The organism is Companilactobacillus bobalius (assembly GCF_002179915.1).
Taxonomy (GTDB): domain Bacteria; phylum Bacillota; class Bacilli; order Lactobacillales; family Lactobacillaceae; genus Companilactobacillus; species Companilactobacillus bobalius.
Genome location: NZ_MYFM01000002.1, coordinates 139,310 through 151,882, shown reverse-complemented (window position 1 = coordinate 151,882; position 12,573 = coordinate 139,310). Strand labels below are relative to the sequence as shown.

The 12,573-nt window shown below is 35.4% G+C and carries 14 protein-coding genes; 7 read left to right on the top strand and 7 right to left on the bottom strand.

Annotated features, from left to right (window positions below; genetic code table 11):
- The first annotated feature begins 4 nt into the window (after positions 1-4).
- On the top strand, positions 5-856 hold the full coding sequence (locus tag LKACC16343_RS03750) for a transporter substrate-binding domain-containing protein (RefSeq protein WP_056954308.1): 852 nt from the start codon (positions 5-7) through the stop codon (positions 854-856).
- Between the two features lie 38 nt (positions 857-894).
- On the opposite strand, the gene LKACC16343_RS03745 is transcribed toward LKACC16343_RS03750, so the two are convergent.
- From LKACC16343_RS03745 to LKACC16343_RS03730, 4 genes are all read right to left on the bottom strand, one after another.
- Positions 895-1,881: a D-2-hydroxyacid dehydrogenase gene (locus LKACC16343_RS03745; RefSeq protein WP_056954306.1), complete on the bottom strand. Its 987-nt coding sequence runs from the start codon at positions 1,879-1,881 to the stop codon at positions 895-897.
- A 17-nt stretch (positions 1,882-1,898) separates the two neighbouring features.
- Entirely contained in the window at positions 1,899-2,951 is a 1,053-nt protein-coding gene (locus tag LKACC16343_RS03740) for a PTS sugar transporter subunit IIC (protein WP_056954304.1), read from the bottom strand.
- A 163-nt stretch (positions 2,952-3,114) separates the two neighbouring features.
- On the bottom strand, positions 3,115-3,864 hold the full coding sequence (locus LKACC16343_RS03735) for an IclR family transcriptional regulator (RefSeq protein ID WP_056954302.1): 750 nt from the start codon (positions 3,862-3,864) through the stop codon (positions 3,115-3,117).
- An 88-nt stretch (positions 3,865-3,952) separates the two neighbouring features.
- Positions 3,953-4,888, bottom strand: coding sequence for an ADP-ribosylglycohydrolase family protein (locus tag LKACC16343_RS03730; protein WP_056954300.1), 936 nt, complete (start codon positions 4,886-4,888; stop codon positions 3,953-3,955).
- A 413-nt stretch (positions 4,889-5,301) separates the two neighbouring features.
- On the opposite strand from LKACC16343_RS03730, the gene LKACC16343_RS03725 reads away from it, so the two are divergent.
- From LKACC16343_RS03725 to LKACC16343_RS03700, 6 genes are all read left to right on the top strand, one after another.
- Positions 5,302-5,775, top strand: coding sequence for a nucleoside 2-deoxyribosyltransferase (locus LKACC16343_RS03725; protein ID WP_056954299.1), 474 nt, complete (start codon positions 5,302-5,304; stop codon positions 5,773-5,775).
- Between the two features lie 9 nt (positions 5,776-5,784).
- The gene (locus LKACC16343_RS03720; protein WP_056954297.1) at positions 5,785-6,336 is read left to right on the top strand and encodes a TetR/AcrR family transcriptional regulator; all 552 of its coding nucleotides are present in this window, start codon (positions 5,785-5,787) and stop codon (positions 6,334-6,336) included.
- A gap of 185 nt (positions 6,337-6,521) precedes the next feature.
- Positions 6,522-7,697 carry an MFS transporter gene (locus tag LKACC16343_RS03715; protein ID WP_056954295.1) on the top strand — a complete coding sequence of 392 codons (1,176 nt, stop codon included), beginning with the start codon at positions 6,522-6,524 and terminating at the stop codon, positions 7,695-7,697.
- Between the two features lie 11 nt (positions 7,698-7,708).
- On the top strand, positions 7,709-8,359 hold the full coding sequence (locus LKACC16343_RS03710; protein WP_056954294.1) for an HAD hydrolase-like protein: 651 nt from the start codon (positions 7,709-7,711) through the stop codon (positions 8,357-8,359).
- 136 nt (positions 8,360-8,495) lie between these two features.
- The gene (locus LKACC16343_RS03705) at positions 8,496-8,948 is read left to right on the top strand and encodes a PTS sugar transporter subunit IIA (protein WP_056954292.1); all 453 of its coding nucleotides are present in this window, start codon (positions 8,496-8,498) and stop codon (positions 8,946-8,948) included.
- A gap of 123 nt (positions 8,949-9,071) precedes the next feature.
- The gene (locus LKACC16343_RS03700; protein WP_056954290.1) at positions 9,072-9,746 is read left to right on the top strand and encodes a TVP38/TMEM64 family protein; all 675 of its coding nucleotides are present in this window, start codon (positions 9,072-9,074) and stop codon (positions 9,744-9,746) included.
- A gap of 36 nt (positions 9,747-9,782) precedes the next feature.
- Here LKACC16343_RS03700 and LKACC16343_RS03695 read toward each other — a convergent pair whose 3' ends face one another.
- From LKACC16343_RS03695 to LKACC16343_RS03685, 3 genes are read right to left on the bottom strand one after another with little or no spacing between them, the layout of a single operon-like run.
- The gene (locus LKACC16343_RS03695) at positions 9,783-10,280 is read right to left on the bottom strand and encodes a PTS sugar transporter subunit IIA (protein WP_056954288.1); all 498 of its coding nucleotides are present in this window, start codon (positions 10,278-10,280) and stop codon (positions 9,783-9,785) included.
- Between the two features lie 11 nt (positions 10,281-10,291).
- Positions 10,292-11,803, bottom strand: coding sequence for a PTS transporter subunit EIIC (locus LKACC16343_RS03690; protein WP_056954287.1), 1,512 nt, complete (start codon positions 11,801-11,803; stop codon positions 10,292-10,294).
- Positions 11,804-11,822: 19 nt separating this feature from the next.
- Complete coding sequence (locus LKACC16343_RS03685) at positions 11,823-12,512, bottom strand: N-acetylmannosamine-6-phosphate 2-epimerase (protein ID WP_056954285.1); 690 nt, start codon at positions 12,510-12,512, stop codon at positions 11,823-11,825.
- Between the last annotated feature and the right edge of the window lie 61 nt (positions 12,513-12,573).

The following is a 12,573-nucleotide window of genomic DNA, read 5'->3' as shown; positions in this document are numbered from 1 at the left end:
AAATATGAAGAAAAAATTATTAATATTCATGGCATTATTCTTACTTGCCTTGGGATTAAGTGGTTGTAGCGATAATCAAAAATCTGTTGCCCAAGAAGCCAACACTACCGATACTTGGAATCACATCAAAAAACGTGGCCGTGTCATCATTGGTTTAGACGATACTTTTGTTCCTATGGGATTCCGTGAGAAAAATGGAAAATTAGTTGGGTATGATATTGATTTAGCCAAAGCTGTTTTCAAGCAATATGGCATCAAAGCCGATTTTCAACCCATCGACTGGAATATGAAAGAAACGGAACTTCGTAATCAGACTATCGATTTAATTTGGAATGGTTACACCATCACTCCTGCCAGAAAGAAACAATTAGCTTTTTCACGTCCATACATGGCTAATCAACAAGTTCTAGTTACAAAAACTAATGAGAACATCACTTCATTTAAAGATATGCAAAATAAAATTCTAGGTGTTCAAACCAGCTCTTCTGGTGCCAGTCTTTTGGATGAGCATCCCACTAAGTTAAAAAATTATATCAAGCACAAGAATCCCGTCCTTTACGATTCCTTTAACAATGCTCTAATGGATCTGGACGACAAACGAATTCAAGGATTACTGATCGATAGTGTTTATGCCGGTTATTACATCAGTAAGGAAAAAGATCCTGCATCTTATCGAGTAACTCGTGGCGGATTTACCGGTGAAGATTTTGCTGTTGGTATGCGTAAAGGCGATAAAACTCTCAAACGTAAAATCGATAACGGCTTACAACATCTTGCTAATACTGGTGAACTTCAAAAGATAAATAAAAAATGGTTTGGTAATTCTGATAATTCTTTAATCCAACCCGAAAAATAAAAAGCTGATCAATTAATTTTGACCAGCTTTTTTCATATTTAATTAACTGTATTTCGACTCTTACCGCCTTCAATAATTTTCTTAGCATCATCTAAAGCAATTTCCATACTATTGCGAATTGCCAATTTAGTGAAGAATGCAATATGTGGTGTAACCAGAACATTAGGCATCGCATTCAAAACCTGATAATCCTCAGGTAACTCTTTAGGTTGTTTATTCATTCCGAAAAAGTCAATTTCATCTGCCAATGTATCTAATCCCGCCGCTCCAATTTCGTGATTCTGTAACGCATCAATCAAAGCTTTTGTATCGACCAATTCACCTCGAGCAACATTTATTAAAATTGCATTTGATTTCATCTTTTTAAATTCTTTTGCACCAATCATATTCCTTGTACTTGGGAAAAGTGGTGTGTGTAATGAGATAATATCGGATTGACTCAAAACAGTATCCAAGTCTGTATACGTTACATAAGGCTCTAACGATGCATCATAAGCTAAATCATAAGCCAAAACCTTAGCACCTAGGGCACTATAAATTTGAGCCGTTGCACCACCAATATGTCCTACACCAACTAAACCAATAGTACAGTTAAAAATTTCAGTGCTAATAGTAGATTCATCCCAAGTAAAATCTCCCTGAGACATACGATCTTGATAAACACCAATCTTTCTAAGCAAATACATAGCCTGAGTCACACCCATTTCAGCAATAGCTCTTGGAGAATAGGCAGCAACATTAGTAAGTGTGATTCCATGACGACGTGCAGCATCTAAATCTTGATTATCGACACCAACTTGGCGAATAGCTAGTTGCTTAATCCCAAATTTTTCGAATTCAGCATATACCGACTCATCAACCGGAGTGATTCCTTCTGAAGAAACACCATCGTATCCTTCTGCCAAATGTGCATTTTTACTACTTAATTCAGCTTCAATCATTTTCACTTCAACATTGTTCTTCTTAGCCCAATTAAGAACATAAGGTTCTTCCAACTTAGAAACTGCGTAACAAAATATTTTCATAATGCATATCCTCCTGATTATTTACTCAAATCTACTTTCCAATCATTCTCGTCATATAGCTTAGGAATCTTTTTAAAGATTAGATAAACCACTATTGAATACAAAATAGGTAATACAAAATAAATGAGTGCAAGTAATAAAATATTCAATCCGACTGAACCATGCATATAAGTAAATGAATTGATTGGTCCTACAGGTTGACCAAATCCTGCATAGGCTGAACCATTTTTTACTTGAATAAATGAATCTGTAAATCCAACTAAAGCCCCTACTACAGCAATCGGCAACAACATACGAGGATGTTTAACAAAGTTAGCAAGCATCATTTTTACCGATCCCCAGAACATTGCGAACGAAACACCTTTTCCATTTACTTTGTAAGTGGCAACTGCAACCATCATGAAACAAGCAGTAGCTCCGACTGAGGCCGCACCACCTGCAATGCCACTAATGCCAATTGCATATGCTAATCCAACTGTTGAAAGTGGAGTTGCGATAATCACGGCAAAAGACATAGCAATTAAGGTACATAATAATACCGGTTGTAGATCCGTGAAGGAGTTCAAAATATTTCCGACAGTCATGGAAATCATATGTACATAAGTGTAAGACCACATACCGAAGGCCCCAACTACTGATGCACATAAAATTGGTTCCCAAATAATCGAGAAACTTCCTACGTAATTTCTAACTAGGAAGATTAAAACAATAGCAATAGCGATAACTAAAATTGTATTAATTAAATCTCCCATTCCCACAAGTGTCCAAGTACCCTTTGAATAAACAGCAGCTCCACTTCCGGCAAAAGCTGCTAAAGCTACACTAGCTTTTTCAATCATCGTAAAGCCAAATTGATTTGCGGCTAAAATAGCTGCAGCAACGGGAACAATATAAGTCCCCATATTGGTCGTATTATAAACAGTCATCCAAAAATCACTGTGTTGAGCTAATCCTGTAATAAATGGTGCAATGATAGCTCCTGGTGTCACGGCAACAACAATTGCCATCGCAACTCCAGAAAGCAATTTGTTCCAAAAATCCCCTATGGTATATTGCCTTAACTCATTCATATATATCACTCCTAAAGAGATGAATTTGAAAATGGAACGATGTTCCATTTAATAAAAATCATTGTATTCCTTTGTGAATATTTTTTCAATAGGTTGTAAAAAATATAAAAAAAATCTCATAATGAATTAAAATAATTCACTACGAGATATACATTTCTACTATTTATAATGTGTTGTTAATTGATTCACCAAATTCAATAATACTTTGCTTAATATTATCCCAACCACGAACTTTTAAACGTGACGTTGGACCAGATACACTAGCGGCAGCAATTATTTTTCCCGATTCAATAATTGGAACTGCAATACAAGTCAAGCCATATTCATATTCTTCATTATCATATGAAACTTTACCTTTTCTAACTACATCCAATTCTTGCTTTAACTTCTCTGGCGTATCCAAAGTATTAATCGTTCGACGTTTTAAATCTGTTTTATTTAAATAATGTTCAAGCTCTGCTTCTGAAAATTGACTCAAAAATATTTTGCCCATGCTACTGCAATAAAGAGGTGCGACGGGGAAAAGATTAACTTGTAAATTAAAGTGATCTCCCTCTTCTGAATCCAGGTACACCACTTGATTATCATAAAGTATACCTATATTAATATTCTCATGATTCTCTTCAACATATTTCTTCATATATGGTTTAGCAACTTGTACTAAGCTATTCTGACGTGATGCACTCTTCGAGTATTCAAATATTTTCGGACCAATTTTATACTGTTGAATTGAATTCACATCAACAATACCAAGATGTTCCAACGTCGTTAATAGACGAAAAACAGTTGTCTTAGGTAATTGAGTCGCTCTAGTCAGTTCACTAACCCCCTGTGGAGATTCAGAAGCATTGATTGCATCCAAAATCTTAAAAACATGAACTACCGTTTTATTCAAATTCATTTCTTCTGCCATTTGATCACCTCTTCTATCTTAATGGAACAACCACATTGTAAAATTTTACCACCAGCACAAACATTTGTAGAGGTGCAATGTAAGCGTATTAGAGATTATTTTTCACAAATGGATCAATAATACTATCCAATAGTTTCTTATTCTGTAATTGTGCCACCCATTCAGGATTAACAGTTTCTGTTTGATATGCACAGCTGGCTAATGTCCCGGTGATGCTAGCAATTGTATCTGTATCTTCACCTAAATTAACCGCCAATAAAATTGCTTCATCAATCGATTTAGAATTCAATACGCACCAAACACAAGCCAGTAATGTATCAACGTCATAACCAGTTGATTTGATATTTTTCCTATCGGTATCTTTAAACCCAAGTGCAAAAATATCCTTATAATAGACAAATTCTGCCCATTCATCTGGTTCATTTTGAAGTGCCGTTTTTAATTGTTGAGGCAAATCGGTTAAAATATCAGTTAAATTCCTACCATTCAATAATTCATGTAAAATTTCTAAATAGATATAACTTCCCATAATGGCTCGCGCATGACGATGTGTTAGACTGGTATAATTCTTAGTCAACTTCAATCTCTTAGCCAAATCAGGTTCCGTTTTTAAATGAATTGCTAGAGGTGCCAATCTCATCAAAGCACCATTGCCATTCGCATATTCACTAAGGTCGCCGCACTCCAAAGCTGGATAATGATTGATTGACCAGTTACGCACAGCTTTTGCACAGGTACCGCCAATCCCAAAAGCAATTCCTTTAGGCGTGTATTCGTTATGAAACATATAATTCTCAAATTTTTGCATTAACTCTTCATAATCACTTTTTTCGGTTAGATTCTCAATCAAAGGTAAAGTAAAAGAGGTATCATCTGACCAACTACCAGCATCTTGCTCCCAAGTTCCACCGGAAATCATTGAATCAACATAATAAGTATCACGTTTCTTGAATTCCACAGGGACACCCAGAGCATCACCCACAATCCCTGAATATAAAATATTCTTTATTAGACTAGCTTCCATAATTACATCTCCGATCAAAAAAACTGGGACCGAAATGAATTCAGTCTCAGTTATCATTTATATTTTAGAGTATCCTATCCCATCTATAGCACGTATAATCCTAAAAGATCAATAAAATAAACGTCAGAAAAATGCCAAATACTGCTAGCATGCTAACCTTCTTCTTATCGTCATGAATTTTTCGCAATCCATTTTTATCCATAAGCATCATTCCTCCGTGCCATCTTCGTTATATCATCTAATCTCCACCATGAAAAGGCTTTTTTGAAAAATTAATAATTAATATTTCCTCGTTTTTTAATTAAACTACATTTTAACCGCAAAAATATTTAATCTCAATATTATTTTTCACTTATTAAGCAAATATTTAAGTATAATTAATATATAAACACAAAGGAGCTACTGACTTAACCATGAATAAGAAGAATCGAGTATATTTGGCTGGACCTTTCTTTAGTGAGAATCAAATAAAACGTTTAGATGAGGTTCAAAAATTATTAGAGGCCAACCCTACAATTGGCGATGTATTCAGACCCGGGGATGACGAATACACAGCGGCTGAATTTGGATCATTTGAATGGCAAACTGCTGTTTACAAGCATGATATCAACAACATCAATAATTCTGATGTTGTTGTCGCAATGTTAGACTATAAGATAGAAGAAAACGAATTAGAACCAGATTCTGGTACAATGTGGGAATGCGGTTATGCAGTAGCTAATAACGTTCCTGTTATCGGAGTTAGAAATATTAAAGACGAACCTCTTAACCTAATGCTTGCCGGCAGTTTGACAGCTTTCTTCAACGGAGCTGACAATATCAAAGAAATTAAGAATTATGACTTTAATAAATTAATGACAAGATATGAAAATGTAAAGGTACTTTAGGAGGGCAACATGTCACAAGTAACAAAAAGAACAGAGAAATCAATTATCACAGCAATGGTTTCACTGCTTCAAAAGAAACCATTTGAAAAAATCACTGTTGGCGATATCTGTGATGAGGCTTTGATCAACCACAGTACTTTTTACCGTTACTTCAACGACAAATACTCCCTTTTGCATGCTGTTTTTTCATATTTATTAGATGATTTATTAAACAACACTTCCAATGCTAAGACTATCGTTTATCAGATAGCTGATTTTATGGAAAAAAATAGCAAATTCATGCATCATATTTCTCCGCAATATCAGACTAAAGCTAACCTTTATCCTGAATTTAGAAGTATTTTACGTGACATTGTTAAAAATAAAAGTAAAGATCCCGGTAGTCAAAACGATCCTTTAATCAAGATGATTACTGAATCCGATACACCAGAGTTGATGATCAGTTTCATCGTCGGTGGACTGATTGGTTTGGTTGAATATCTAGAAGATAATGACTTCAATGTTTCATACGATAAGTTTATTGAATTCACTGAAGGATTCTTCACCAAATGGTCAAAATAGTAAAGAAAAAAGCCGGAAACTTAAGTAGCATCTATTTAGAACACACATCTCACATAAGATCTAATTATGTGTCTGTATTTCTAAATGGATGTTTTTCTTTATTCCTAAATAACAAGAAAATTGGCACAATTCTTTTTCTGTTCTAAAATAGTAATATTGTGTTCATCTTTGAGGGGGAATTTCAAATGCAAACTACCAAATCCAAAAAATATTTTCTATTAAGTATGATGTTGATTGCTGCTAATCTGCGTTTGCCAATTATGATCATCCCTCCACTGATTAAAACAATTGAAGGTCAATTAGGATTGCCCAAGTCTACAGCTGGTTTGATTACTTCAATTCCATTGATTACCTTTGCTTTACTCTCTCCTATTATTGTCAAAGTTGCTAAAAAATTGGGAAATGAGCTAACAATCTTTGTCTTCTTCCTACTATTAATAATTGGAAGTTATTTACGAATCATTCCTACAATTGCAGCATTGATGTTTGGTACTTTTTTAGTTGGTATCGGTATTGATAGTGGAAATGTCCTTGTACCAGCTATTATCAAGGATCATATGCCTAATGAAATTCCTTTAGGCACTAGTTTGTACACTCTTTCAATGCTATTGATTGGTGCCATTGGGACGGCTTTGTCAGGAATTCTAATCACTAAAACAAGTCTTCAAATGACTCTAGCCATACTTTCAATTATGGGTATTATCGCAACTATTTTTTGGTTACCTAATCTCAAAAGCAATCAAAAAGATAGCACCCAACAAACACAATCTAAGGTTTATCGAAGTGTTTGGAATCAATCCTTAGGTTGGTTAATTACCGCTTTCTTCGGACTACAATCAATTGTTTATTACTCTTTCATCACTTGGTTGCCTTCAATCCTCGAAAGTAATGGTATTGCTAGTATCACTGCCAGTAATTTACTTACCTTATTACAACTGAGCGGTTTACCTTGTTCATTCATCGTTCCCTTCCTTTCAGTTAGAAAAGGTGGATTGAAAAAGCTTTTAGTAATGTTATTCATTGGTTATGCGATTGCTCCACTAGGATACTTGATTTCTACTAGTAGCCTAGTCTTCCTAACTATTGTGACCGTGGTAACTGGTTTTGGATCAGGTTTGGCTTTTAACATGGCTGTGGTCTTCTTTACTGAAAAAACTACCAATCCAATTCAGACCGCCGAAGTATCCGGCATGGCTCAATCAGCAGGTTACTTGTTAGCTGCCATTGGTCCAACACTTTTTGGTTTTCTACAAAGCAGCACTCAATCATGGAACTTAATTATTATTATTTTAATCTTATTATCAATTTTACTAACACTATCAGGAATTTTTATTGCGCATCATAAACCTATTAAAGAATGAGGATTTTAAAAATGAAATATATCTTTTTCGATTTTGACGGTACAATCGCCGATACTAAAGTTGGAACTATTAAAGCACTTCAATACATGTCCCAAAAGTTGAATATCACTGACTTGGGAGCTGACACTTATCAAAAATTTATTGGTCCTGCTATTACTGAAAGTTTTGGCAAATACTATCCTGATCTTCCTAAAGAACGTTATTCTGAAGCCATTGCTGCCTACGACGAATATTACAAAAACGACGGTCTTTATCAATTGACTCTTTATCCACAAATCGAAGATGTCTTATCAGCCTTGAAAGATGATGGTTATCAACTCTATATCTCATCCGCCAAAACTGAATCACTTATTAAGAAATTAATTACTTACCTCAAACTGGATCAATATTTTACTGGACTTTACGGTGCTTCAGAAGATGAAGTTACACGCTCAAGTAAAGCTGATATTCTTAAATATGCACTTGAAAATGCCAAAGCTACGGCCGACGAATCTGTTATTATCGGTGATCGTTCAACCGATATTCAAGGTGGCATTGCCAACCATGTCCACACTTTAGGTATCACCTATGGATTCGGAGATTACGCTGAATTGCGTGATGCAGGCGCCGAATCAATCTTAGAAGATCCAACTGAGGTACCTTCTGAAATTCGAGCAATGTAGCTGTAAAACTTTTTTTTAAAAAATCGAGCTTTTCCCTTGATATGAAACGGGTTCGATAAAGTAACATAATAATTGTAAAGAGAGTAAGACATGTCGAAGCTCCTTCGTTAAATAATGACAGAGGAGATACAATATTATGCTATTCAAAATTTTTAGAAAAAACCATACTACTGCTAACGTCGAACTAAAGGACAACAATCAATTGAGTGCTTTGAAACTAGCTGCTGAAAAGACTGCGGATGAATTCGGTTTGGATGCTCAAACTGTGCAAAGTAGTTTATTTGCTAGTGCCGCCCAGGAACCAACTATTCTAAATGACTGTGTCGTTTATATGTTTGTAACTAGTGACAAGAAGCACAAGGCACATTCAATGACTTTAACTTTCAAAAATCCTATTGTTTGGGGTAATGATAGAATTCCTGTTGACTACATGATCGTTGGTGTATTGCCTGACGGTGCTGGTCAAGAGGACGCCGATCAGCTAAGAGAACATATTACTGATAAAGTTAATGAGAATGCTGATAAATTGGATGATATTAGATTCAACGATTCTGAACTAAATAAATTAAATCAATCATTTACAGAATAGATGAAGTCGACCAATGGCCGGCTTTTTTGCTGCAAAAATAAATACTTTGAAACTTTTCTATAGTCAGATTGAGGATTTTGCTTAATAATAGTAGACAGTAAGTCCATATTGAGGGGGACAGCTATGAAACTCTATCATAAGGTGATTCTTATTACCCTAGGTATTTTGGGGATAATTATTTTTTCTACTATGATTTGGTACCAATATAGCGATATTATTCAGAACTTCTTTAGCTATACTTTCGATCGTGAAAATTTAATTGATCTTTTAAGACATCAAGGTCGACATAATGCCATTTTGTTTATCGCCGTAATCGCTATTGGTTCAGCCATCCCTGGAGTTCCTATTGCTGCGGTCGCAATTCTTTCCGGCGTGTGCTTTGGTCGTTGGCTTGGTTTCGGGGTTAACGTAATTGGTGCCGTCATTGGAAACATGCTAGCGATAAACATTCTAGGTGCCTTTCCTCACAAAGTCCGTCCAAGTCGTTTTAGACCATTAGCCGATAAACTCAAGAATATGCATCATCCCAGATTAGGGTTAAGTATCGGTTACGCTGTACCAATGTTGCCAACCCTACTAGTCAACTACGCTGCAATTGAAATGAAGTTGTCTTGGCGTAATAAACTTATTTGTATATTCTTAGGTTCTTTACCAGTATCATTTTTATATGCCTTTGGTGGTGATGAATTGATTTTTGGTAATATCAAAGTTACTATAGTAGCCATTTTATTAGTCATTTTGATGTTTGCTTTGTATGACTTCATTCGTCGCGATCAAAGAATCAAACAAAATATTTAAGTAAATAAAAAGCCGACCAAATGGTCGACTTTTTATTTACTTAAGTTTTGCTTCCATTACCTTTGAACCATTTTTTAAGTCAGCATTATTTTCCACTGACAGACTACTACTATCAATCTTGTCCGCAGTATTAGTTATGATGGTTAAAATAATGGTATCCTTTTTGGCAAGTCTCACTTGCTCTAAATCCATCTTAGCAATTGGCGTCTGAACTTTAACTTTATCTCCTTCTTCAACTAAGATTTCAAAAGGTTTTCCCGCAAGTTCAACTGTATCTAGTCCCATATGGACCATAACTTCTAGACCGTTCGAGGTTTTTAATCCTAAAGCATGTTTAGTTTTAAAAACTGAAGTAATGATTCCTTCCACTGGAGAATAAATATTTCCTTGGGCCGGTACAACTCCGAAACCATCTCCCATTAACTTCTGCGCAAATACTGGATCATTAACATTTTCTAAAGTCTTTAATTTACCATTTACTGGAGCATATATTGTTTCAGTAATCTTTTTCTTTCCTAATCCGAATAATCCCATTTAATTTACCTCTATTCATCGGTTCCTAAAATACCGTTAATTTCTTGACTGTATAAATCAGCTTTTCCGCCATAGACGGCTTGTAAACCTCCACTAACATCTAATACAGCTGTAGCTCCTAAATCTTTTAATACTTTTTTATCAACCTTTGTATTATCTGCAACAGCAATACGTAATCTTGTAGCACAAGCTTCAACACTTTGAATATTTTCTACTCCGCCTAGTGCTCCAATAATCTGTTGTGATTGATCATGCAAGCTAGAATTTTTATCAACTGATGAGTCATTTGCTGAAGATGTAGTATCATCATCTTCTTCCATACCTGGAATTGCTACATGGAATTTTGTAATACAGAATCTAAATACTACGTAATAGATAACAGCCCAAATCAATCCAAACCAAAGTACAGTAGGCCAGTTTGTTTTATCTTTACCTTGTAAAACACCAAACAATAAATAATCAATCAGTCCACCTGAGAAAGAGTTACCAATTCTAATATTAAGAATATCTGCAAAATAGAATGATAAACCATCAAGAAAAGCATGAATCACATAGAGCCATGGAGCAACAAATAAGAAAGTATATTCAAGTGGTTCAGTGATACCTGTTAGAAATGATGTCAATCCACCACTTAGGTAAAGTCCACCATCCTTTTTTCTATTTTTCTTTGGTAAACAATGATACATAGCCAGAGCTGCAGCTGGTAGACCAAACATCATCGTAGCAAATCGACCGGCAAAAAAACGTGTTCCATATGTAAATAATCCGACGTGATTAGCATCAGCTAATTGTGCAAAGAAAATATTTTGAGCACCGACCACTGTATGTCCAGCAACCGTTGCAGTACCACCAAGTGATGTATACCAGAATAATGGATAAATTGTATGATGCAAGCCAACAGCACCTAACAATCGCAATAGGAAACCATAGAAGAAGGTACCGATACTACCCATTTTGGCAATATCATGACCTATTATTACTAGCCATCCCTGAATTGGTGGCCAAATCATAAAGAATAATGCTCCAATAAAAATTGCTGTAAAAGAAGTAATAATAGGAATAAATCTCGAACCACCGAAAAAGCCTAAAAATTGTGGCAATTCTATTTTACGATATCGATTATGAAGGTATGCAACCATACCACCAATTACAATTGAACCAACTACACCAGTATCAATTGTCGTTCCTTTTGGAGAAAACATTTGAATAAAACCTGCTATGGTGGCTGTATAAACTAAGAAGGAAACACCAGCGGCCAAACCAGCAGTCCCTTTATCACCATTCGCCAGTCCCACCGCAATACCAATAGCAAATATTAATGCAATATTATTAAAAACGGCACTACCCGCAAAATTCATAATTTTCAAAATTGTTTGTAACCAAGGCATTGACAAAAACGGATATGCTTTAACGGCAGCATCATTAGTCAATGCACCACCTAAACCTAGCAAGAGACCAGCTGCCGGTAAAATAGCTATCGGTAGCATGAAAGCTCTTCCTAACTGTGAGAATTTTTTAAACATTTTTATTTACCCCTTATTTTTAATTAAGTGCTGTAATAAATCTTTGAGCAATTTCCATTGGTCTTGTAATTGCCCCACCAACTACAATTCCTGTTGCCCCCATGTCTTGTATTTTTCTAGCTTGTTCTGGAGTATGAATCTTACCTTCGGCTATCACAGGCATCTTGGCATCAACATATGCTTTTATTAGATCTATATCAGGACCATCTTTCTTTTCACTTTCTTCTGTATAACCACTTAATGTTGTCCCCACAAAATCAACTCCGGCTTTATATGCATTCTTACCTTCTTCAAAAGTTGAAGTATCGGCCATTAATAATTGTTCTGGATATTTTTCCTTAATTTCTTTGATAAATTCATCAACAGTTTTACCATCATGTCGCTTGCGTAAAGTGCAATCCAAAGCAATTACCGCTACTCCTGTTTCATGTAACTCATCAATTTCTTTCATAGTAGCTGTGATAAATGGTTTCTCGGGCAGGTAATCTTTTTTTATGATTCCTATAATCGGCAAGTCAACCGCTTCTTGAATCTCTTTAATATCACGAACCGAGTTTGCTCTAATACCGACGGCTCCCGCACGTTTAGCTGCAATTGCCATTAAGGGCATGACCCCACCATTTTTCGTATAAAGTGGTTCTCCGGGAAGTGCTTGACAGGAAACAATCAAGCCACCTTTAATCTGTTTTATAAAATCTTCTTTTTTCATTCTTCATTTTCCCTCCAAAATTAATCAGTTTGGATTATATTCTCCAGAAAGAAATATAAAA

Excerpts from the sequence above, each read along its gene's own strand:
- LKACC16343_RS03690 (WP_056954287.1), bottom strand. The coding sequence starts at position 11,803 with ATGTTTAAAAAATTCTCACAGTTAGGAAGAGCTTTCATGCTACCGATA.
- LKACC16343_RS03725 (WP_056954299.1), top strand. The coding sequence starts at position 5,302 with ATGAATAAGAAGAATCGAGTATATTTGGCTGGACCTTTCTTTAGTGAG.
- LKACC16343_RS03720 (WP_056954297.1), top strand. The coding sequence starts at position 5,785 with ATGTCACAAGTAACAAAAAGAACAGAGAAATCAATTATCACAGCAATG.
- LKACC16343_RS03695 (WP_056954288.1), bottom strand. The coding sequence starts at position 10,280 with ATGGGATTATTCGGATTAGGAAAGAAAAAGATTACTGAAACAATATAT.
- LKACC16343_RS03745 (WP_056954306.1), bottom strand. The coding sequence starts at position 1,881 with ATGAAAATATTTTGTTACGCAGTTTCTAAGTTGGAAGAACCTTATGTT.
- LKACC16343_RS03685 (WP_056954285.1), bottom strand. The coding sequence starts at position 12,512 with ATGAAAAAAGAAGATTTTATAAAACAGATTAAAGGTGGCTTGATTGTT.
- LKACC16343_RS03710 (WP_056954294.1), top strand. The coding sequence starts at position 7,709 with ATGAAATATATCTTTTTCGATTTTGACGGTACAATCGCCGATACTAAA.
- LKACC16343_RS03730 (WP_056954300.1), bottom strand. The coding sequence starts at position 4,888 with ATGGAAGCTAGTCTAATAAAGAATATTTTATATTCAGGGATTGTGGGT.
- LKACC16343_RS03740 (WP_056954304.1), bottom strand. The coding sequence starts at position 2,951 with ATGAATGAGTTAAGGCAATATACCATAGGGGATTTTTGGAACAAATTG.
- LKACC16343_RS03715 (WP_056954295.1), top strand. The coding sequence starts at position 6,522 with ATGCAAACTACCAAATCCAAAAAATATTTTCTATTAAGTATGATGTTG.
- LKACC16343_RS03735 (WP_056954302.1), bottom strand. The coding sequence starts at position 3,864 with ATGGCAGAAGAAATGAATTTGAATAAAACGGTAGTTCATGTTTTTAAG.
- LKACC16343_RS03700 (WP_056954290.1), top strand. The coding sequence starts at position 9,072 with ATGAAACTCTATCATAAGGTGATTCTTATTACCCTAGGTATTTTGGGG.
- LKACC16343_RS03705 (WP_056954292.1), top strand. The coding sequence starts at position 8,496 with ATGCTATTCAAAATTTTTAGAAAAAACCATACTACTGCTAACGTCGAA.
- LKACC16343_RS03750 (WP_056954308.1), top strand. The coding sequence starts at position 5 with ATGAAGAAAAAATTATTAATATTCATGGCATTATTCTTACTTGCCTTG.